The organism is Bacteroides sp. FSHCM14E1, from assembly GCF_019633785.1.
Lineage (GTDB): Bacteria > Bacteroidota > Bacteroidia > Bacteroidales > Bacteroidaceae > Bacteroides > Bacteroides hominis.
Genome location: NZ_JADKYL010000006.1, coordinates 22,571 through 43,590, shown reverse-complemented (window position 1 = coordinate 43,590; position 21,020 = coordinate 22,571). Strand labels below are relative to the sequence as shown.

Here is a 21,020-nt window from a genome sequence, read left to right as displayed (position 1 = left end):
AAACAAACTTTCCGGGAATTCCGCCTTTATGCAAATATCATTTCCTTTCAATTGAAACAGATCAACAACTCTCCAAAAAGAAACCTACTTCTCCTTTTGCCTGCAATTTTTTTGATTACCTTTGTCCCCCGAAAAGACGCAATTCACCCGTTAAAAAGGATATCCCCCATCTAAGACCTAAACCGGAATCGAAGCACTATACAGACACATCAACCGCATTCCCTTCACCGGAAATGTAGAAAAGCAACATGTATGTATCACTGATTTAAGAAAGAGTAAAAAGATCAAAACCTTATGGACATCCACCAAGAATTAAAAGAACTATCTAAATTCCTGTCTGAATATTCCACCAGCCTGATGGCCGTAGGTGTACAGACATCACGCATCGTACGAAACACATCGCGAATTGCCGAATCTTTCGGCTTTTTCTGTGACATGACCATCTTTCAGAAAACCATCATCATGACGTTACGCGACGCCGATAACTCACACTCGTACAGCACAGTAAACAAAATCAAACCCATGGGGCTGAATTTCGCCATCAACTCCGCCCTCAGCACCCTGAGCTGGGAAGCGTATGACGAGCATCTGTCTCTCACTGAACTCCAGCGACGTTATCACGAAATAGTCAGCAAGCCGCGCGAAAGCAAATGGCTCGTACTGATCCTCGTTGCTTTTGCCAATGCGTCATTCTGCCGCCTGTTCCAAGGCGACTTTATTTCTATGGGTATCGTATTCGCCGCCACCCTGGCAGGCTTCTTCGTCCGTACCGAACTAATGGGACGTCACTGGAATCATCTGGCAGTATTCATCATCTCTTCGTTCATCGCCTCGATGATCGGCAGCACAGGCTACCTGATGCACTGGGGAACCACTCCGGATATGGCTTTGGGTACCAGCGTCCTCTACCTGATCCCGGGTGTACCACTGATCAACTCCATCATGGACATCATCGACGGACATGTACTGGCGGGAACATCGAGATTTATTAATGCCTGTCTGCTTATTATTTGTATAGCAATCGGCCTTTCAATGACCCTTTTAATCACCGGAATCAGCACTTTATGATGAATATAGAATTTATAACCGCCATTATACTCGACGGCGCATTCGCCGCCATTGCCGCCATCGGATTTGCCATCATCTCCAATCCACCCCGAAAAGCCATATTGATCTCTGCTTTTCTGGCGGCCGTTGGGCACGGATTACGCTACTTCCTGATGCATACGCATCTGTTCACGATGGACATCGCCACAGCCTCTTTCTTTGCTGCCGTCTCCATCGGTTTGTTAGCCATCCCCTTTGCCAAGGCAATCCATTGTCCGGCGGAGGTATTCTCGTTCCCGTCTCTCCTGCCGATGATTCCGGGAATGTTCGCTTATAAAAGTATCCTGGCACTGACAAAGTTTATGCAGACCAAGGATGAAACTGCCTCCTTGCAATATCTGGTAGATTTCTTCCACAATGGCAGTACCACTATCTTTGTGTTGTTTGCCCTGGTTGTAGGAGCTGCCGTACCGGTATTTATCTTCCACCGCCAGTCATTCACAGCTACACGTTTACTGAAGAAACTGGTAAAGAAGGGCTGACAGAAAGGCTCACCACAAATTACACGGATTCCCACAGATTAATGATTTATCTTATGGATAAGAACAATCAAAAATCTGTGGGAATCTGTGTAATCTGTGGTGAAAAAAACACCGGAAAACTTCACCTATTTCCTTGCTTCGGCAATGTAAGCCAAGGCTTCGGCACATTTCCCGGTGACATATCCCCAGTCTCCGGCCGTTACTTTATCTTTCGGGAACAATTTGGACCCCATGCCTACGCAGAACGCACCTGCCTTGAACCAAGACGTCAGATTCTCCCTCGTAGGTTCCACCCCACCGGTCACCATCAACTTGGACCATGGCATCGGAGCCATCAGGCCTTTTACAAAATTCGGACCATATACATCTCCCGGAAATATCTTGCAAAGATCACAGCCGGCCTCCTGCGCAAAGCCCACTTCCGAAACCGAACCGCATCCCGGTGTATATGCAATCAGCCGGCGATTGCATATCTTAGCAATCTCCGGATTGAATAGCGGCCCTACCACGAAGTCAGCCCCCAACTGTATATATAAAGCCGCAGTAGCCGGATCGACCACAGAACCGACACCCATAGCCATTTCCGGACACTCACGGGTTGCAAACTTCACGATTCCGGCAAATACCTCCTGGGCAAAATCCCCCCGGTTTGTAAATTCAAAAGCACGGACGCCACCTTCATAACAGGCCTTTAGCACTTTCTTTGCCACTTCCACATCTTCGTGATAGAATACAGGAATCATGCCCGTTGTCCCCATCTTAGTCAGGACAGCCATTTTATCAAATTTAGCCATATCTATTTATTTACAATTGAATTTATCTTTGTACACGTCCACTCGCATCGCCTCCGGCCAGCGCCTCGACTTCTGCCACAGAAACCAGATTGAAGTCTCCGCTGACGGTATGCTTCAATGCCGATGCCGCCACGGCAAATTCAAGCGCTTCACCCTGTGTAGGCTTCGTAAGCAGACCATGGATAATGCCTCCGGAGAACGAATCCCCACCACCTACCCGGTCGACAATCGGATCGATGTCATAGTGCTTGGAAACGTAGAATTCCTTACCATTATAAATCATGGCCTTCCAGCCATTGTGTGACGCGGAGAAAGATTCACGCAGTGTCGAGATAACATAGCTGAATTCAAACTCTTCCGACATACGCCGGAAAATCTCCTTATACCCCTCGGCATCCGTATGTCCGCTTTCCACATCCGCGTCGGGCTTGAATCCCAGACAAAGCTCCGCATCTTCTTCATTACCGATGCAGACATCTACATACTTCATCAAAGGTTTCATCACGGATTGTGCCTTCTCCTTTGTCCACAGCTTCTTACGGAAATTCAGATCGACCGACACGGTCACCCCGTGACGCTTGGCAGCCTCACATGCCAAACGGGTCAATTCGGCTGCTTTGTCCGAAATGGCGGGAGTAATACCCGACCAATGAAACCAATCGGCTCCCTCCATAATCCTGTCAAAATCGAAATCCGCCGCATCGGCTTCGGCAATGGCGGAATGCGCACGATCGTAAATCACCTTACTGGGGCGCATGGCAACACCGGTTTCCAAATAATAGATGCCGACACGGTCGCCTCCCCTGGCAATATAATCTGTCATCACACCATATTTGCGGAGTGCATTTACAGCCGACTGCCCTATTTCATGTTCAGGCAGCTTGGTTACAAAATAAGCATCATGGCCATAATTAGCGCAGCTCACAGCTACGTTAGCCTCACCCCCACCGTACACCACATCGAAAGAGTCCGATTGAACAAAACGAGTATTTCCCGGAGGAGATAACCTGAGCATGATTTCGCCTAACGTAACGACTTTCTTTCTCATCATAATTCTATATTTAGTTAGTTTTGAGTTTAATTTGTTTCTATTCTAAAACGATCGATCTTAATTGTTCAGTTACAATTTATTATTCACCCCCCAATCTTCTCAATAACATACTGGATATATGAACAATAGCAATGTATAAAATAGACACCGGCAAAGTCCGTGTGCGGACACAAAGATACACAGATTTTCATGATTACAAAAATTATTATATATTTGTGTCCATAGAAATAAAACTATTATTGTGTCCGGGCACAAAACCCCGCATAAATAAAGAAGACGCATGAATAAATTGCCAGAAAGAATCAGAATCAAGGATATTGCCCGTTTGGCAAACGTATCTGTAGGAACTGTCGACCGCGTGCTCCACGGCCGTAGCGGAGTATCGGAAGCAAGCCGGAAACGGGTGGAAGAAATCCTGAAGCAACTGGACTACCAGCCCAATATGTATGCCAGTGCGCTGGCCTCCAACAAGAAATACACTTTTGCCTGCCTGTTACCCAAGCATCTGGAAGGTGAATACTGGACAGACGTGCAGAAAGGTATCCGTGAAGCGGTTAGCACATATTCCGATTTCAATATCTCAGTGGACATCACTCACTACGATCCTTATGATTACAATTCGTTTGCAGCAACCAGCCGGGCTGTCATTGAAGAACGCCCGGACGGAGTGATGTTTGCTCCTACCATACCGCAATACACAAAAGAATTCACCGATGCACTGAACGAGTTGGGTATACCTTATATATACATCGATTCACAAATAAAAGATGTCCCTCCCCTCGCCTTCTTCGGTCAGAACTCCCACCAAAGCGGATACTTTGCGGCACGTATGCTGATGCTGCTTGCCGGAAACGACCGGGAGATCGTGATTTTCCGTAAGATACACGAAGGGGTGATCGGATCGAACCAGCAGGAAAACCGTGAAATCGGTTTCCGCCAATATATGCGGGAACATCATCCCGACTGCAATATCCTTGAACTCGACCTGCACGCCGACCCGAACATTGAAGACAACCGTATGCTGGACGACTTCTTCAGCGAACATCCGAAAGTAAAGAACGGGATCACGTTCAATTCGAAAGTATACATCATCGGTGAATACTTGAAAATGCGTCGGAAAAATGATATCAACCTGATCGGTTACGACCTGCTCGAACGGAACGTGGCTTGCCTGAAGGAGAGCACCGTCTCTTTCCTGATTGCCCAGCAACCCGAGTTGCAAGGATTCAACAGTATCAGGACTCTATGTGACCACCTGATATTCAAAAAGGAGGTGACATGCACCAACTACATGCCAATTGACCTTCTGACCAAAGAAAACATCGACTATTATAACTTTTCCCTCTTCAGATAAACCATATCCCGGAGCAAAATTCCATCTTCACAGATGGGATGATCATAATGGTCGGTAAAGAAATTCTCAACGCGGTGGGAAGGGACAAATCCGCAAGACTGATAGAACGAAAGTGAGTGTGGAGTATCGCCCGTCCCCACAAACATAACCGAGCATCTGTCCGAATAGTGACGGAACAAGAATTCAACCAGATATCTGCCGTAGCCCTTGCGCTGGCTCTCCGGATAAGTCGCGATATTCTTCAGTTCGTAAATACCTTCCCCCTCGTTGGTCACCACACAAGCCGCTCTGAGCTCTCCCCCGTCGTACAAGGTAAACATCTCCCCACGTTCCAGATAGCGGTCCACCATATCCTCCTGTTCGTCTGCCAGCAGGAGCAAATCGAGGAAACGCTTCTTGTCAGAAAACACTTGCTCTACCTTCATTTCCTTTCTCCTTCCCTGTGTTCAAGAATCACCGTCATGTGGTCCAGTGCCCAGCCTACCAACGCCTCTACATGCGGAATCAGACTGCGTCCCGTCTCCGTCAGGCAATACTCCACTCGTGGGGGCACCTCCGCATACACCTTTCGTTGTACCAGTCCGTCGGTTTCCAGTGTTCGAAGCGTGACAGTCAGCATCCGTTGCGAAATGTCATCAATCGTTTTATGAATGTCACTGAAGCGCATCGTTCCGTTCGCGTTCAGCGTCACCAATACCAGCATCGACCACTTGTCGCCCAGCCGGCACAGTACGTCCCTGATAGGACATGTCCCTGTAGGATGAAAATTTTTCATTTTTTAATCTTTTCTATTCCATTGAGTTCCAGCAATAGTTATCTCTATGTAAGTTCCTTATTCTGAAGTTCGTTCTTGTTTATCCGCACAGAGAAACATACATTTGCAAGCACAAAAGTAATAAACTTACGAAAGATAACTATTGTTTCACTTAATAATTTATGTTATGGCAAAGAAAGTTGCAGTATTAGCAGTCAATCCGGTCAACGGATTCGGTTTGTTCCAGTATCTGGAAAGTTTTTTCGAGAATGGTATTCCGTACAAAGTATTCGCGGTGTCAGATACCCGGGAGATCAAGACCAATTCCGGCATCACCCTGTTTGCCGATGACGTGATAGCCAATCTCAAAGGGCATGAAGACGAATTTGACGCACTTGTATTCGCTTGTGGCGACGCAGTGCCGGTATTCAAAGACAATGCAGGAAAGGCCTACAATGTAGACCTGATGGAAGTAATCAAAGCATTTGGCGAAAAAGGCAAACTTATGATCGGCCATTGTGCCGCCGCCATGATGTTCAATTTCACCGGAATCACCGCCGGAAAGAGGCTGGCCGTCCACCCGCTTGCCAAACCCGCTATACAGACGGGACAGGCGACTGACGGGAAATCGGAAATTGACGGTAACTTCTATACCGCACAAGATGAAAACACCCTTTGGACAATGATGCCTCAGCTGATTGAGGCTTTGAAGAAGTAACGCTGGACACCTCCGTTACAGCACTTATCACGACAGTGTGCCGGAAGCTATTCATAACGCCCCGTCTGCTTCCCGGCACACTTTGTGTTTTCCACCCTCACTCGATCTTCTGCCTCAACCTTTTCATATAATCAAGTAAAAACAGGTCATAATTCATTTATTATTAATACTTTTACAGTCGAATAAACAAAACATCGCCATCATTCAATAGAATTTTATGACTACCTCCTTTGGAGTAACATCCATTTTCTGTACCCCATTGCTGAGAAAACTGTTGGTTCTTTTCACATGTTTCCTATCAGTAAGCCCTGTATCCGCCCAAAAAGAGGCAATGAATACCAAAGACTATATTCTGGTCATTAACACCTATACGGAAGCCTTCGCATGGAGCAACCGCCTGATCTTTACAGCAACCGAATTTGTCAAGGATGATCCTCACTTAGCCATTTATGCCGAACACATGAATCTCTTGATGATGGATAATGACAGTACACTGTGTGAATTCAAGACCAACCTGTTCGAGAAGTATGGTTCCCATTCTCCGCGCGCGCTATTATTGCTGGGTAATTCCACCTTGATGTTGCGGGACGACTTCAGAAAGGTATGGGGTGATGTCCCGATCATACTCTGCTCCGAAAAAGACTACATCGGTCCCAGAGAATATTATTTGAAGAAACACCCCGTCCCTCCGTCCGAACGAATCCCGCTGACCGAACTGGCCCAACCCTATAACCTCGTCCTTCTTTACTCCAACCAATACATTCGTGAGAACCTGGAGTTAATGTTTCATATCCTTCCCGATATGAAAAAGCTGATTTATGTAGGCGATCAGAGATTCGTCAATCAAACAAACAGTATAGAAATACAGGAAGTATTACAATCCAGCCATCCCGGAGTCCAATATACTTTTTTATCTCCTGAGAATATTCTGGAAACCAACCAACTGATCGACTCTCTCAACTTTGTCGATCCCCGGACCACCGGCATCCTGTTTTCTTCCTGGTTCTATAAGCGGAAGTTTGCGGGCAACACTTCACTGTCTATCGTATCACCCAAAATTGTTTCTACTGTTTCACCTCCCCTGTTTGCCCTCAGCACCATTGACGTAAAAGACAAAAGCAGCGGGATGACCGGAGGATATTCTTACAATCAGACAGAATTCGACAAGCGGCTTCTCGGTATATTTTCCTATGTACTGAATGGCAGGCAACCCCGCACCCTCCCTTACTATTATCCTCTGGACGGTATGCCCATCATCAATTATGAGACACTGATCCATAAAGGATTTTCTCCCGACTTATGTCCGGCCAACACGTATTTCATCAACAAACCGCGCACCTTCTGGGAACAATACAGCTACTTCCTTATAGGTACATGCATCTCCATCGTCCTGCTCGTCCTGTTTTTCCAGTACCGCATCCGCACACTGAACAGGCTCAAGAAAACACAGTTGAAAGAGATAGAGACCATGACCAGCTATAAAAACCTGATCAACAACATGCCCATCCTCTATATGCAGGAAAAGCTGATAACAAACGAACAAGGTATAGGCATAGATTTGATCTACCTGAACGTAAACCCCCATTTCGAACAGAATTTTTTCCGCAGAGAAGATGCGGTAGGCAAGAAAGCAAGTGAGATGTTTCCCGAATCCCTCCCCGAGTTCCTGCACTTCATCCAGATGTCACTCAAGGAAAACCGGGTCGTTACTTTCCCATACTATTTCAAGAAAATCAATCGGTTCTATGATATCGTCCTCAAAGGTACCCATCAGAATAACGTGGTTGATATTTTTTGTCTGGACAGTACCGAATTACACCTGGCACAACAAAAACTGACCGCCACCAACCACAAGCTGTCGATGGCATTGGATGTGGCAAATATCATTCCATGGAAATGGGATCTGCTCAGCAAAACCATCCTGTGTGACATCAACAAACCCATCGAACTCAGTTCACCCGGCAACAGCGTGAACGACGAGCAACTGGCCGTGCCGGACACGCAATACTTCTCAAAGATATTCAAAGAAGACCGCAAACGGGTGGAACAGGCATACAAAGACCTGATTGAAGGTCGCACGGACAAGGTAAAGGAGGAATACCGGGTTATCAACGTACAGAACCACACCCACAAAGTGGAATGGGTAGAAGCTCAGGCCGCCGTAGAATCCCGCGACGAAAACGGAAATCCTACCACGCTGGTAGGCTCTTCACTGGTCATTACCAAACGAAAAAAGATGGAGATGGAACTTACCACGGCCAAAGACCGCGCCGAAGAATCCAACCGTCTGAAATCGGCTTTCCTTGCCAACATGAGCCATGAAATCCGTACTCCGCTGAATGCCATCGTAGGCTTTTCGGGTATCTTGGCATCTACCGATGAGGAAGAAGAAAAACGGGAATACGTCAACATCATCGAAAATAACAACACCCTGCTCTTACAACTGATCAGCGACATCCTCGACCTGTCGAAAATAGAAGCCGGCACCCTTGAGTTCCAATACTCCAACGTCGAGCTGAATGCCGTAATGAAAGAGCTGGAAAGCACGTTGCAGCTCAAGATGAAATCCGAAGCCGTGAAATTGGAATTCGTACCTCCGGCAGACCGCTGCCTGGTTCATCTGGAAAAGAACCGTGTTTCCCAGCTGATCATCAATCTGGTGACCAATGCCATCAAGTTCACCGAGAAAGGGAGTATCCGCTTTGGCTACGAGCTTCGCGAAAAAGAGCTTTATTTCTACGTTGCCGACACCGGTTGCGGCATTGCCAAGGACGAGCAGGAAAGCATATTCGGCCGATTCGTCAAACTGAACAGTTTCGCACAAGGCACAGGGCTCGGACTATCCATCTGCCAGACACTGGTCAACCACATGGGCGGACACATCGGTGTGGAGTCTGAGAAAGGTAAAGGTTCCACATTCTGGTTTACCCTCCCTTACGAAGCCGCATCGACAGCTGAACCTGTCCGGAAAACAGTTATACAGCCCATTGCGGTAGAGAAAGACAAACTGACCATCCTGATTGCCGAAGACAACGAAAGCAACTTCAGGTTATTTGAGTCCATCCTCCGCCAGGATTACCGCCTGCTTCATGCCTGGGACGGCCGCGAAGCCGTAGAAATATTCCGCAAAGAAGATCCGCAGATTATCCTGATGGACATCAACATGCCGGTCATGGACGGATATGAAGCCACTAAAGAGATCCGTAAATATTCGGCCAAAGTACCTATCATCGCAGTTACGGCCTTTGCCTACGCTTCGGACGAACAGCGGGTGATGGAAAGCGGTTTCGACGGATACATGCCCAAACCCATCAATGCGCGCCAGTTACAGGCACAGCTCAAAGAGATTATGCAGAAACGGATCATCCTGCTATAACAACAGGATGACCCGTTTTTAAGGTCTTTATTCGTGTTTACAGCCACTTCGTAAACCGCTTCACATACCATTGTTTAATAAGCTGCGTCAGCACACAATAGCTCAGCAGGATGCCTGCCAACCAGGGGAAATAACTGAGCGGCAACGGCATCAACCCGATGGAAGCCCCAAACTGCGTGAAGGGAATGACGATTCCCAGAACCATGATGACGGACGTTAGTCCTAATACCGGCCAGGATGCCGTACTCTGAATAAACGGGATCTTGCGGGTACGGATCATATGTACAATCAACGTTTGCGACAGCAAGCCCTCTACAAACCAACCGGACTGGAAGAGAGTCTGATGTTCGGGAGAGTTGCAACCGAACACATACCACATGACCAGAAATAAGGCTATGTCGAAAATAGAACTGACCGGACCGATAAAAATCATAAAACGGCTCAGGTCGGATGCATCCCATTTGCGCGGCTTCATCAGGTACTCCGGATCCATCCGGTCGAACGGAATGGTGGACTGCGACGTATCGTACAGCAGATTCTGAACAAGCAGATGAACAGGCAGCATAGGCAGGAAAGGCAGAAAGGCACTGGCAGCCAGCACGCTGAACATATTGCCAAAGTTAGAACTGGCAGTCATCTTGATGTACTTCATAATGTTGCCAAACGTTCTGCGTCCCTCTATCACTCCATCTTCAAGCACCATCAGATCCTTCTCCAGCAGAATGATGTCGGCACTCTCCTTGGCGATGTCCACAGCCGTATCCACAGATATACCCACATCGGACTGGCGCAGGGCGGAAGCATCATTGATGCCGTCACCCAGAAAGCCCACCGTATGTCCCAATTCCTGCAGCAAGGTAATGATACGGGTCTTCTGCATGGGAGCCAGCTTCGCAAACACGGTAGTCTGCCGTATTCTCAACTTCAGTTCTTCATCCGTCAGCCGCTCTATCTCCGTACCGTTCAGCGTACAGGCCGTATCGACTCCCACCTGACGGCAGATGGTACGTACGACCGCTTCGTTATCACCGGACAGCACTTTCACATCGACTCCATGGCTATGGAGCTGCCGGATGGCATTGGCTGCCGAAGGTTTGGGAGGGTCGAGAAAAGCGAGATAACCGATCAGCACCATTCCGGATTCGTCTTCGACAGAAAAATCATGTTCTTTTTCTACCCAACTCTTTTGTGCCACCGCCAGCACACGCATACCTTCTTTGTTCATCTGCTCACTGATGACAAAGGCTTTCCGCCGCAGCTCATCGGTCAACTCGTGAACGGTTTTGCCGAACTCTGCATGAGTGCAGATTGCAAGCATCTCCTCTACCGCTCCCTTGGTGATGATCTGACGCTTCCTCTGTTCGTCTTCCACCACCACGGACATACGTCGGCGGGTAAAGTCGAATGGGATTTCGTCTACCTTGGTATAAGCATCCCTGAGATAATCCAACTGTAACTCACGAACATGTGAAAGGATGGCACGATCCATCAGATTCTTCAGCCCCGTCTGGAAATAACTGTTGAAATAGGCATGACGGAGTACGCGGCACTCGTGATCCTCGCTCCCGTCAGCATTGATAAACTTTTCCAGCACAATGTGGTCGCGGGTCAGTGTCCCGGTCTTATCGGTGCAAAGAATGTCCATCGCCCCGAAATTCTGGATGGCGTTGAGGTTCTTGACAATGGTCTTTTTCTTAGCCATAGAGACAGCTCCTTTGCTCAGGTTAGCGGTGACAATCATCGGAAGCATCTCAGGAGTCAGTCCCACGGCTACGGAAATGGCAAAAATAAAGGCTTCGAACCAGTCGCCTTTCGTCACTCCGTTGATGAGAAACACCAGAGGCACCATCACCAGCATGAAACGGATCAGCAAAAGACTGACATTGCTGATTCCTTTATCGAATGCCGTCTGCGCACGTACGCCGACGATACTCCGGGCGATGGTGCCCAGATAGGTATCTCGCCCTGTACCGAAAACAATGGCACGTGCCGAACCGCTCACTACATTGGAGCCCATGAAGCAAATATCATCAAGCTCGACCACACTACCGGAACGGTGACGATCCTCCGCCAATACGGCACACTTCTCTATGGCATCGGATTCTCCGGTCAACGAGGACTGGCTGACGAACAGGTCTTTCGACTCGATGACGCGGACATCGGCCGGAATCATATCTCCGGCAGCCAGACAGATGATGTCTCCCGGCACCAAATCTGTAATGTTGATCTCGTACGACTCCGGGGCACCGCTACGAATGACGGATGCGGTATTTTTCACCATCTTTTGCAAAGCATCCGAAGCCTTGCCGGAGCGCCACTCCTGCGAGAAGCGCAACACGACACTCAGCATCACCATACTTCCGATGACAAGGATACTGGTCCACTCCCGCTCTTCGGGCCGGGCCATCCAGACGTCGAGCACCAACGACACAAGCACAAGTGCCATCAGTACACCGATAAAGGGGTTGATAAAGGTTTTGCAAAACATCAGAAGCGGATTGGGGTGCGTCTCTTGCACGATTTTATTCTCACCGCAGCTTTTAAGCCGCTCTTCCGCATCCTCCTCCGAGAGTCCGTGGGGGGTAGTACAAAAATAGCCATACACCAACTTCAGCGGTTGGGTTGCTGCCAGAAATACCTTCTCGGTATTGAACTGCACAGTCTTGTCTGTTTGTTTCTTTCTAAAAATCATCATAGTACATTTTTTTTAGAGATACGGGGCCGCTCCCTATTGGAAGAATCCCATTCATTCATTTGCCTTTACAGTACAAAGGTAGGGAGCTCCCCGCAAAAGGGGCGTTAGAGAACGATTAGAGTACTATTAGAGTTTTATTAGAGTTTCTTCAGATATGAGGAATTTCCACCGTATAGACCGTACCTTCACCCGGCTGGCTATTGACGGTGATTTCACCCTTATGGGTATGTATGATCTTTTGAGTCAACATCATCCCGATGCCGTTTCCACGGGCATAGTCTTTATTGCTTCCCCGATAGAAAGGAGAAAACAGGTGTTGCATGTCATCGGCATTCATACCGATACCCGTGTCCGAAAAGCGGATAACAGACTTTTGCTCCCAAAAGCTGATCTGGACAAAAGAAGTGTGATTGGCGGAGAACTTGCAATTGTTCTCCATCAGGTTGACAAAAGCTGTTTTCAACAGATAGCCGTTGCCCAACACCGTGAGGACGGAGTCGTCATCGGCTTCTTCGCCGAATATCAATTCGATGGTATAGTCGGGGTTGGCTTTCATCACCATCTCACGGGCATCGAGCAGAAGCTCGTCCAGACGGATCTCTTCCAATTTGATCTGCTCGGGCAGATAATCGGCCTTGGCCAGATTGAGCAACCCTTCGGAAAGTTTCACCAACTTACGCGAATCGTCGAGCGCATTACCGATGGCACGGCGATATTCTTCGGAAGAACGCTCTTTCAGCAGAGCCAGTTCAAGTTCGGCAATCAGGGCAGCCATGGGAGTACGCAGTTCATGGGACACATTGCTGACGAACATTTTCTGAGAATCGAAAGACTGTTCCAGCCTTTCCAGCATCCGGTTGAAGGTGGTGGCAAGTTCGCCCAATTCATCTTTTTCGTCCTTCACCGGCACACGCAGGTCGAGACGGGAAGCAGAAATAGCTTCCACCTCCCCGAGAATATCGGACACAGGAGCCAGGGCACTCCGCGAAAGCAGGTAACCGACTCCCGCCAAAAGAGCGATACCTAAAAAGAAAAGAACAATCAGCATGGTCTGCAAAGAGTGTTGCTTGGCATATCCGTAACCATCGAAAGCAGCCGCTGTGATGACGTAAGGTTTACCATGGAACGTGTAAAGGAGCCCGATGACCTGATAACCGTCCTGATAAAACTCGATAGATTTATTTTGCAAAATTCGGTCGATCATCTCAGGGGTCTCTTTCACCAGGTCGATCTGCTTGGCATCATGATAAAGCAAATGGAAAGTAGTATCGTAGATGGCTACCTCCACTTCATTGATAAATTCGCGGTTGTTGAGGTAAATGGACTGCATGGTCTTGGCATCCACCCGGTTGTCGAGGAAAAGGTTGGCTTTGGTGATGCCTTCCTTTTTCAGGTCACGGAAGAATTCATTGCTCCGGTTCCGCTCCGAAAACAGATAGATAGCAGCTACCAGCAACAGAAAAACGGCTGCCGTGAAACCGGTATAGCGGAGAGTGAGCCGGGTACCTATCTTCATAACTCCTGTCTGAATATAAAGCCCATACCGGGTTTGGTATGGATCAGTTTCACATCATAGTCCCGGTCTATCTTTTTGCGGAGATAGTTGATGTACACATCGATAAAGTTGGTGCCCGTATCGAAATGGGTATTCCACACCTTGTCGGCTATTTCAACACGGGTAAGTAACCGTTCGGGGTTCTCGGCCATATAAAGCAACAGGTTATACTCTTTGGGAGAGAGTTTGATCTCCCTCTCCTGCCGATAGACGGTTTTTGTCTGCCGGTCGATGCGCAAGTCCGCATAGACGAGTTCCGTAAGTTGTGTTTCGGGTATACCGGGAAGTCGTCGTTTCAGCAATACCTTGATACGGGCATCGAGTTCGCGGAAATCGAAAGGTTTCACCATATAGTCGTCAGCCCCGGCATCGAAACCGTCGAGCTTATCATCCGTTGTGCCCAACGCTGTCAGCATCAGTACCGGAACCCGGTTATTGATGTTCCGTATCTCTTTACAGAGTTCGAAACCACTCATCTTCGGCAAGATTACATCGGAAATGACCATCTGAAACTCTCCGGCACGGAACAGGCGCAACCCCCAAACTCCGTCGTAGGCAAGTTCCACCTGATAGCCGGACTCTTCGAGACCGCGCTTCAACAGTTCCGCCACACGCTGTTCATCTTCCACAACCAGTATCTTTATCATGATGCAATCCCTCCTTACCGTTAGTTATCAATTCACCGGGCACAAAGATAAACACATAATGATAAATCCTCAACAGTATCGGCGTTTATTTATCCCTTCTCGTTCCGGCCGCATCCGATGCTTGATTCATGCCTACAGCGAACTACCGGCTAACGGGGAGAATGACTTAACGGGTATTGCTGTCGATAATGGGTATTGTGACCTAAATCATTTCATCAAGAGTTTCAAACGCTTTACCGGAAAAACGCCGTTACAATATTACAAACAAAATACAGACACCGCCGGAAAATAAACAGGGTGTAGCCATCCGGTCCGGATAGCTACACCCCAAGGTACCTAAGGCTACACCCTCCCCCCGGTTGGGTGTAGTCCTATTGTTCCTGCACGGCATAAACCACTTCGTGCGCTTCTGTCAACCGGGGAACCTCCAGTTTATCCAACATCGCATCCAGAACCGGCTCCGGCACTTTATATTCGCGTATGCCGTTTTGCCGCCGCCAGACGGAGTAAGGTTTCTCTATATAGACTATTTTCACCCGTGCCCCATAGGTGATGAACAAATCGACCAACTGGGCACGTCTTTGGCGGGTCACGTTGGTGGCATTCCAAATAAAGTCCTGTCCCTTCCGGAGGTAGCCCCGTGCCTGCTCTTTGGCCGTTTGTGCCACCCAGCCGTTAGCCGCTTTATCCGTGGGGCTGAGTTTATGTTCACGTCGGATAGCATCCAGACTGACAACCGGCATATCGGCACATCGAGACTCTATATAATAGTCTTTCCCCATACCGGGCAGGCCTGCAAGCAAAGTAACCTCACATCTGAAATCATCGTGGGGGACATAATCGATATAAGCCTGATTCGTATGAAAATAATGGAAGCGGGCCGTATCACCGGCAAATGCCCGGGCTTTCCCCCAGCATTGCTGTTCACGGCAAAACATTTCAAAGAATTCGGTAGCTTCCAGCAGTATTTCCCTGTCCGTGCAGATACGCCCGCAAATATCGGCCACAGCCAACTGTTTCAGTAACGAAGTGTCCAGCCTCAGCGAAGCTTCACAAGCATGTTTCAAGGGATCTTCCCGTTCCATCAGCCAGATAGGCAAACCATGATGGCGTACCAGAGAGGCAATATGCTCGCGAATACCGAAAGGCGTAGAAATATCCCTGTAAAGGAGGGTGCGTACAGTAGCTTCCCCCCGCTTCGCATGATTTTTGGAGGTGATCTGCCCATTGCCTTCATCGACCGAAGTCGAACGCTTTTCTACATCGTGAAGCAAAGCGGCTGCCCAAAGGATCTCCCGGTCCTGCTCCGCAAGCCTCAGATAGGAAGGCTGTTGCTGCAATGCCTCGAGTACCATGCGGGTATGTACGGCTACACTTCCCTCGGCATGATGCAAAGCGTGCTGGGGAACCAGATCCATATCCCGCACCCAGCTGAACTGCTGTACCAGTGAATCCCAATCTTTCCGTTCTGTCAATCTCCAAATCATTCGTTACCTCCTTTCTCTTGTTTCGACTCCCACACCAGGCGGGCACGCTTCCAATGCCGTGTCCAATGCTCGTCTGTCTGCACATGCCCCTGACGGACATACTTAAACACATTACGGGCAAAGTCTGCGGTAAGATACTCGTCGGCATTGCGGGTTACTACCCCTTCACGGGTACAGTCCATCCCTGTCAGCGCATCGCGCGATCCGAAGACACTTGGTTCCCCGGCCAGGCAGATGACATGCTGTTTCAGGGTTTCGGCTGTTAGTCCGTTTACACGCTCCGTACACAATTCGGGTACAGTAGGCAAATCGAACAAAGCAGCATAAAACTTCACCTCTTCCCACGACAGCCATTTGTCGAGACAGCGGACTGCGAACACATAAAAATGGGTTTCCAGCCGCTTGTACTCGATGGAATGAACAGCATACAGATTCTCGCCGAAGAGTTCAATATCTCCCAAGTCATTCTTCAACAACTCCCAACGCTGACGCAACTGGCTCGTCCATGGTGAAGTGGTAGGAGCAGCATGCGAACGGGCAAAAACCCCGTATCTGCTTAAACAATTATTCTCCCCATCCAGTTTTTCGGTATGGACCAGCGTGTTTATCTCCCGGATATCCTCCCAATAGGTATGATTGATTCGGTCGTCACTCGTCGTCCCGGGAGAGAACGGATAGTGGTAGGTACGACCATATTTTTCTGATAACATAGCTTTTTCTTTTAATCGTTAATACTCAAAACCGGAGCTCTTCTTGAATGACCTTCACCGGGTTTCCCCTTTGAAGGCTGTTGTGGTTACTCCAGTTAGCCTGTGCCTGAATCATTGCCTGCTCTACATTCCAAGCAGTCAGCTTGACCAGCAATCGTTCGGTGGCCAGTTTCTTATTCTGCCATTGTGAACGTTGGTCGGATGCCACTACACTGATTCCGCTGGGAATATGGACAGCCCTTACAGCAGATTCCGTCTTATTGACATGCTGTCCGCCGGGTCCGGAAGCCCGCAAAGTTTCATAACGGATTTCATTTTCGGTTGCCTCACGGCTTTCGGACAGCAAGAAGGTCTGCACACCGACAAACCAATTTTTGCGTCTGTGATGAATCCGGTACGGGCTACGGGCAATCCACAACACGGTTCCCTCCCACTCTTCCACCAGTGTATCGCAACCTGCACCTTCAAGTGCAATGACTGCCGACAGCAATGTACGGTTGGCAGGACCGGCTTCTTTTTCCACTATTTCCACTTTCAGTTTCCGGGTCTGGGCCTGTTTTAATATTCTCTCAAGCACTAATGCCACTACACGGCAACACTCCACGGGACCACGTCCCGAAGTGATTTGTAAATACGTCTTTTCCATCATTCTACTCTTTATTCATTCGTACGATACAGGGCATAAAGGTACCCTGAATTTCCACCAATGCCTCCTGAGTCTGCATCACCCGGTCAATGTCTTTGTAAGCCAACGGCATTTCTTCGACACTACCGCCAATCAGTGTCACGCCGGCCTGCGAAAGATACTTCTTCAGTGCTGACTGGGTAAAACTGTCTTTCGCTTTTTGGCGGGACATGGCGCGTCCTGCTCCATGAGAAGCGGAACAAAGGGCTTCACCCACTCCTTTTCCACATACCAGATAACCGGGGGTGGCCATACTTCCGGGAATCAGTCCCGGAAGGCCCTTCTGAGCCGGAGTTGCTCCTTTACGGTGTACAATGGCAGTTTGTCCGGAAGCAAGTTCCTCCTTCCATGCAAAGTTATGATGGTTGTTCACATTGGCCAGAGGTTTCAGTCCCAGAGCTTTGGCCAGATTCAGATGAATCCGTTCATGGCAGGCACGGGCATAATCGCCTGCCAGATTCATACTAAGCCAGTATTCCTGCCCCTCTTCCGTATCCAATCCCAACCAGGCAAAGTGCTGAGCCTCGCGGGGCAAGCGACAGATGTCACGGGCCAGCAGACTGTAATGCTTGGCAATGGCAGCACCCAGTCCCCGTGAACCGGAATGGGAAAGCAAAGCCGCATAACTACCCTCCGGAACTCCTAAGACATTGTCCGCCTGCAAGCTGATCCTGCCAAACTCCACAAAATGATTTCCACCACCGGAACTTCCCAGCTGTCGCACCGCTTTGCCATGCAGCCCTCTCAGCAATTCAGTCATTCGGAACTCTTCCCGGTCAAGTACCTCGTGTTCCTGAACAAAAGGCAACCCGCCATCCATGCCGAAATGAGTGAATTCTTTCAGCGCTTCTTTCATCTGATGCGAATAACGCCTTAGAAAGTCTTCCCCGGTATCAAACAGGGTAAGACTCATCCGGCAACCTATATCAACTCCCACCGCATACGGAATGACTGCATTATCCGTAGCCAATACTCCTCCTATGGGTAATCCGTAACCGGCATGTGCATCGGGCATCAACGCTCCGGCAAGAGTGACCGGAAGGCGCATAGCCAGATTCATCTGTTGTTTGGCCAATGTTTCAATATGCTTGCTTCCGTATGTTTTATAAGCCAAAGGCTCGTCGAGCAAATCATACGACGTAAAACTTTTTTCGACTAAAGTAGGAGAAAGTTGTTCGGCCAGTTTACTCCATACTTCGTTGTTTTTATATATTTCGGGATTTCCGAGTACATCGCCCAGGATAGCCAATATCCGCTCTTTTGTCTCGTGTTTACAATACTTGTTGACGAGGGCAACGGCCAGACTACGGGCCACGTTGTCTCTATATCCCAGTTTGCTTAAATCTTTCAAACGTATTCCCATACTGTTTTTCTTTCGCATACAATACCGGCTACCTGCCACGGGCAGGCAACAGACAATATGCGGGATACCAATACTTTAGAAAAGGATATAACACATCCTGTTCACAGCATTGAAGTGAATAATAAATAAATTAAACGTGATTGTGGAACTAATCAACCTGCATCGCCAGCAGCAGAATTGCGATGCGTATAAAAAAACAAAGTTGCAAAGCCCCATCCTCCCGACGGGTCAACTCAGTTCCAAGTTTGAAGATATTATTTCTCTGACATAATTAAAACCCTTTCCGATTATTTAAAGGGTGAATACTCTGTTTATCGGCGGCAAAAGTAATAGTTCTTTTTATTCCCGCAAAACAAAAAGACATTTTTTTTCAGGAACAGTACCCATATTCATGAAAAAGCGGCACGAATCACTTCGCACCGCCCCTGTTGCTAACTCGCACCAAAGCTTCCCGCCTCACAGCGTTCTTCTCCGGAAATTTTTAAATGCATGAAGCGGTTAGCGTTAATCTTTATATTGTCGGTGCAAAATTACCGTTTTTCTCCCTATCATTCACTATCTTTGCACCTCAAAATTTTAAGAATCATTCAATGATAAACGAAGAAAAGATACATAAAAGCACTTCAGGCTGGTGGGCACTCAGCCCTTTATTCGTGTTCTTGTGCCTCTATCTGGTCACCTCCATCCTGGTGAACGATTTCTACAAAGTTCCTATAACGGTGGCCTTCCTCATCTCGTCGTGCTATGCCATCGCCATCACACGGGGACTGAATCTGGAACAACGCGTCTATCAGTTCTCGGTAGGAGCTTCCAATAAAAATATCATGCTGATGGTGTGGATATTCATTCTGGCAGGAGCCTTTGCGCAGAGTGCCAAGCAGATGGGAGCCATCGATGCCACTGTAAACCTCACACTCCATATTCTGCCGGATAACCTTTTATTGGCAGGCATTTTTCTGGCTTCTTGCTTCATCTCCTTATCTATCGGTACCAGCGTGGGAACCATCGTGGCACTGACTCCCGTTGCCATCGGACTGGCGGAAAAAACCGGCATAGACCTGCCGTTTATGGTAGCGGTGGTAGTGGGCGGATCATTCTTCGGAGATAATCTTTCGTTCATCTCCGACACAACCATTGCCTCGACCAAGACACAGGAATGCGTGATGCGTGATAAGTTCCGGGTAAACTCCATGATCGTAGTGCCTGCCGCACTGGTGGTATTAGGTATCTATATCTTTCAGGGACTTTCGGTAGCTGCTCCGCCACAGGTACAGGAGATCGAATGGGTGAAAGTGATTCCTTACCTTATCGTATTGGGAACGGCCATAGCCGGAATGAACGTAATGTTGGTCTTGATAATAGGCATCTTCACCAGTGGTGTAATCGGTATCACTACAGGCAGCCTCGGATTCTTCGATTGGTTCGGAGCTATGGGAACGGGCATTACCGGAATGGGTGAACTGATCATCATCACTCTGCTGGCGGGTGGAATGCTTGAAACCATCCGCTACAACGGAGGAATAGATTTCATTATTAACAAACTGACCCGGCATGTAAACGGAAAACGGGGAGCAGAACTCAGCATTGCCGCACTGGTGAGCATTGCCAACCTCTGCACGGCTAACAATACGATCGCTATCATCACTACCGGACCGATTGCTAAAGATATCGCGAAGAAGTTTCATCTGGACCGAAGAAAGACAGCGAGTATCCTCGATACTTTCTCGTGCCTCGTACAGGGGATCATCCCTTACGGAGCACAAATGCTGATTGCTGCCGGACTGGCACAGATCTCTCCGCTCAGTATCATCGGAAACCTGTATTATCCGTTTACAATGGGTATCTGTGCGCTGCTGGCCATTCTATTCCGTTATCCGAGGAGGTATTCCTGAATAGCGGACGGCTTACTTCCGGATATTCTGTAAATAGGCTTCGAGCGATTCATCTTTGCCCAATCCTAGCTTCTTGCGGATACGGCTTCGTCCGGAATTGACACTGGCACGCGAAATTCCTAAAGCAAGGGCTATCTCGTCAGTGCTCTGATTCAGCAAAATCAGCATACAAAGCAGTTCGTCGTTACGGGTCAGTTCGGGGCATTGGCAGCGCAAAGCGGGCAAATAATGGGGATAGAGTGCGGCAAACGAAAAGCTCAGAATGGAGTTATTATTATAAAAAAGAACAGGAAGTCTTTGTCAATCAAAACAAAACCCCTATCTTTGCGCCCGCTATTACGAGTTAATAG

General features: G+C 48.4%; 18 protein-coding genes and 1 pseudogene. 7 read left to right on the top strand and 12 right to left on the bottom strand.

What is annotated here, in order from left to right:
* Window positions 1-294: 294 nt before the first annotated feature.
* Window positions 295-1,068: a threonine/serine exporter family protein gene (locus ISX59_RS11000; RefSeq protein ID WP_005778412.1), complete on the top strand. Its 774-nt coding sequence runs from the start codon at window positions 295-297 to the stop codon at window positions 1,066-1,068.
* A complete protein-coding gene (locus ISX59_RS10995; RefSeq protein ID WP_005806704.1) occupies window positions 1,065-1,589 on the top strand; it encodes a threonine/serine exporter family protein in 525 nt (174 codons plus the stop codon). Before ISX59_RS11000 ends, ISX59_RS10995 begins: the two co-directional genes overlap by 4 nt.
* Window positions 1,590-1,714: 125 nt before the next feature.
* Here ISX59_RS10995 and ISX59_RS10990 read toward each other — a convergent pair whose 3' ends face one another.
* Window positions 1,715-2,383 (bottom strand): bifunctional 4-hydroxy-2-oxoglutarate aldolase/2-dehydro-3-deoxy-phosphogluconate aldolase, encoded by a 669-nt coding sequence (locus ISX59_RS10990; RefSeq protein ID WP_032540475.1) that lies wholly within the window; start codon window positions 2,381-2,383, stop codon window positions 1,715-1,717.
* A 22-nt stretch (window positions 2,384-2,405) separates the two neighbouring features.
* The gene (locus ISX59_RS10985; protein ID WP_005806707.1) at window positions 2,406-3,431 is read right to left on the bottom strand and encodes a sugar kinase; all 1,026 of its coding nucleotides are present in this window, start codon (window positions 3,429-3,431) and stop codon (window positions 2,406-2,408) included.
* Between the two features lie 283 nt (window positions 3,432-3,714).
* Between ISX59_RS10985 and ISX59_RS10980 the strand changes: the two genes are divergently transcribed.
* A complete protein-coding gene (locus ISX59_RS10980; protein ID WP_220575914.1) occupies window positions 3,715-4,788 on the top strand; it encodes a substrate-binding domain-containing protein in 1,074 nt (357 codons plus the stop codon).
* Here ISX59_RS10980 and ISX59_RS10975 read toward each other — a convergent pair.
* Window positions 4,764-5,213, bottom strand: coding sequence for an N-acetyltransferase (locus ISX59_RS10975; RefSeq protein ID WP_005806711.1), 450 nt, complete (start codon window positions 5,211-5,213; stop codon window positions 4,764-4,766). The two genes, ISX59_RS10980 and ISX59_RS10975, sit on opposite strands and share 25 nt — an antisense overlap.
* On the bottom strand, window positions 5,210-5,563 hold the full coding sequence (locus ISX59_RS10970) for a helix-turn-helix domain-containing protein (protein ID WP_005778426.1): 354 nt from the start codon (window positions 5,561-5,563) through the stop codon (window positions 5,210-5,212). Before ISX59_RS10970 ends, ISX59_RS10975 begins: the two co-directional genes overlap by 4 nt.
* Before the next feature lie 166 nt (window positions 5,564-5,729).
* Here ISX59_RS10970 and ISX59_RS10965 point away from each other — a divergent pair, with 166 nt between their 5' ends.
* Window positions 5,730-6,260: a DJ-1/PfpI family protein gene (locus ISX59_RS10965; RefSeq protein ID WP_005778427.1), complete on the top strand. Its 531-nt coding sequence runs from the start codon at window positions 5,730-5,732 to the stop codon at window positions 6,258-6,260.
* A 331-nt stretch (window positions 6,261-6,591) separates the two neighbouring features.
* Window positions 6,592-9,636, top strand: a complete 3,045-nt coding sequence (locus tag ISX59_RS10960) for an ATP-binding protein (RefSeq protein WP_255580198.1) — start codon at window positions 6,592-6,594, stop codon at window positions 9,634-9,636.
* Window positions 9,637-9,673: 37 nt separating this feature from the next.
* Here ISX59_RS10960 and mgtA read toward each other — a convergent pair whose 3' ends face one another.
* The 3 genes from mgtA to ISX59_RS10945 form a co-directional block, all read right to left on the bottom strand.
* On the bottom strand, window positions 9,674-12,328 hold the full coding sequence (gene mgtA, locus ISX59_RS10955; RefSeq protein WP_122130455.1) for a magnesium-translocating P-type ATPase: 2,655 nt from the start codon (window positions 12,326-12,328) through the stop codon (window positions 9,674-9,676).
* A gap of 151 nt (window positions 12,329-12,479) precedes the next feature.
* Window positions 12,480-13,847, bottom strand: a complete 1,368-nt coding sequence (locus tag ISX59_RS10950; protein WP_032537024.1) for a HAMP domain-containing sensor histidine kinase — start codon at window positions 13,845-13,847, stop codon at window positions 12,480-12,482.
* Window positions 13,844-14,533 carry a response regulator transcription factor gene (locus tag ISX59_RS10945; protein ID WP_044300268.1) on the bottom strand — a complete coding sequence of 230 codons (690 nt, stop codon included), beginning with the start codon at window positions 14,531-14,533 and terminating at the stop codon, window positions 13,844-13,846. The genes ISX59_RS10950 and ISX59_RS10945 overlap by 4 nt, the downstream gene beginning before the upstream one ends.
* A 58-nt stretch (window positions 14,534-14,591) precedes the next feature.
* Between ISX59_RS10945 and ISX59_RS10940 the strand changes: the two genes are divergently transcribed.
* The gene (locus ISX59_RS10940) at window positions 14,592-14,825 is read left to right on the top strand and encodes a helix-turn-helix domain-containing protein (RefSeq protein ID WP_032540469.1); all 234 of its coding nucleotides are present in this window, start codon (window positions 14,592-14,594) and stop codon (window positions 14,823-14,825) included.
* A gap of 79 nt (window positions 14,826-14,904) precedes the next feature.
* Here the strand turns inward: ISX59_RS10940 and ISX59_RS10935 are convergent, their stop codons facing one another.
* Genes ISX59_RS10935 through ISX59_RS10920 form a run of 4 tightly spaced genes read right to left on the bottom strand, consistent with a single transcriptional unit; the run spans window position 14,905 to window position 18,778 of the window.
* The gene (locus ISX59_RS10935) at window positions 14,905-16,020 is read right to left on the bottom strand and encodes an AAA family ATPase (RefSeq protein ID WP_032540467.1); all 1,116 of its coding nucleotides are present in this window, start codon (window positions 16,018-16,020) and stop codon (window positions 14,905-14,907) included.
* Window positions 16,017-16,730 (bottom strand): RNA ligase family protein, encoded by a 714-nt coding sequence (locus tag ISX59_RS10930; protein ID WP_032540466.1) that lies wholly within the window; start codon window positions 16,728-16,730, stop codon window positions 16,017-16,019. The genes ISX59_RS10935 and ISX59_RS10930 overlap by 4 nt, the downstream gene beginning before the upstream one ends.
* Before the next feature lie 25 nt (window positions 16,731-16,755).
* Window positions 16,756-17,376 carry a peptide chain release factor H gene (gene prfH, locus ISX59_RS10925; protein ID WP_005820657.1) on the bottom strand — a complete coding sequence of 207 codons (621 nt, stop codon included), beginning with the start codon at window positions 17,374-17,376 and terminating at the stop codon, window positions 16,756-16,758.
* A gap of 4 nt (window positions 17,377-17,380) precedes the next feature.
* A complete protein-coding gene (locus tag ISX59_RS10920) occupies window positions 17,381-18,778 on the bottom strand; it encodes an RtcB family protein (protein WP_032540464.1) in 1,398 nt (465 codons plus the stop codon).
* Between the two features lie 590 nt (window positions 18,779-19,368).
* Between ISX59_RS10920 and ISX59_RS10915 the strand changes: the two genes are divergently transcribed.
* Window positions 19,369-20,670: a Na+/H+ antiporter NhaC family protein gene (locus ISX59_RS10915; protein ID WP_032540463.1), complete on the top strand. Its 1,302-nt coding sequence runs from the start codon at window positions 19,369-19,371 to the stop codon at window positions 20,668-20,670.
* Window positions 20,671-20,682: 12 nt separating this feature from the next.
* Here the strand turns inward: ISX59_RS10915 and ISX59_RS10910 are convergent.
* Window positions 20,683-20,925 (bottom strand): annotated as a pseudogene (locus ISX59_RS10910) (helix-turn-helix transcriptional regulator); the annotation flags it as partial.
* Window positions 20,926-21,020: the final 95 nt, after the last annotated feature.

Excerpts from the sequence above, each read along its gene's own strand:
- ISX59_RS11000 (WP_005778412.1), top strand. The coding sequence starts at position 295 with ATGGACATCCACCAAGAATTAAAAGAACTATCTAAATTCCTGTCTGAA.
- ISX59_RS10995 (WP_005806704.1), top strand. The coding sequence starts at position 1,065 with ATGATGAATATAGAATTTATAACCGCCATTATACTCGACGGCGCATTC.
- ISX59_RS10990 (WP_032540475.1), bottom strand. The coding sequence starts at position 2,383 with ATGGCTAAATTTGATAAAATGGCTGTCCTGACTAAGATGGGGACAACG.
- ISX59_RS10985 (WP_005806707.1), bottom strand. The coding sequence starts at position 3,431 with ATGAGAAAGAAAGTCGTTACGTTAGGCGAAATCATGCTCAGGTTATCT.
- ISX59_RS10980 (WP_220575914.1), top strand. The coding sequence starts at position 3,715 with ATGAATAAATTGCCAGAAAGAATCAGAATCAAGGATATTGCCCGTTTG.
- ISX59_RS10975 (WP_005806711.1), bottom strand. The coding sequence starts at position 5,213 with ATGAAGGTAGAGCAAGTGTTTTCTGACAAGAAGCGTTTCCTCGATTTG.
- ISX59_RS10970 (WP_005778426.1), bottom strand. The coding sequence starts at position 5,563 with ATGAAAAATTTTCATCCTACAGGGACATGTCCTATCAGGGACGTACTG.
- ISX59_RS10965 (WP_005778427.1), top strand. The coding sequence starts at position 5,730 with ATGGCAAAGAAAGTTGCAGTATTAGCAGTCAATCCGGTCAACGGATTC.
- ISX59_RS10960 (WP_255580198.1), top strand. The coding sequence starts at position 6,592 with ATGAATACCAAAGACTATATTCTGGTCATTAACACCTATACGGAAGCC.
- mgtA (WP_122130455.1), bottom strand. The coding sequence starts at position 12,328 with ATGATTTTTAGAAAGAAACAAACAGACAAGACTGTGCAGTTCAATACC.
- ISX59_RS10950 (WP_032537024.1), bottom strand. The coding sequence starts at position 13,847 with ATGAAGATAGGTACCCGGCTCACTCTCCGCTATACCGGTTTCACGGCA.
- ISX59_RS10945 (WP_044300268.1), bottom strand. The coding sequence starts at position 14,533 with ATGATAAAGATACTGGTTGTGGAAGATGAACAGCGTGTGGCGGAACTG.
- ISX59_RS10940 (WP_032540469.1), top strand. The coding sequence starts at position 14,592 with ATGATAAATCCTCAACAGTATCGGCGTTTATTTATCCCTTCTCGTTCC.
- ISX59_RS10935 (WP_032540467.1), bottom strand. The coding sequence starts at position 16,020 with ATGATTTGGAGATTGACAGAACGGAAAGATTGGGATTCACTGGTACAG.
- ISX59_RS10930 (WP_032540466.1), bottom strand. The coding sequence starts at position 16,730 with ATGTTATCAGAAAAATATGGTCGTACCTACCACTATCCGTTCTCTCCC.
- prfH (WP_005820657.1), bottom strand. The coding sequence starts at position 17,376 with ATGGAAAAGACGTATTTACAAATCACTTCGGGACGTGGTCCCGTGGAG.
- ISX59_RS10920 (WP_032540464.1), bottom strand. The coding sequence starts at position 18,778 with ATGGGAATACGTTTGAAAGATTTAAGCAAACTGGGATATAGAGACAAC.
- ISX59_RS10915 (WP_032540463.1), top strand. The coding sequence starts at position 19,369 with ATGATAAACGAAGAAAAGATACATAAAAGCACTTCAGGCTGGTGGGCA.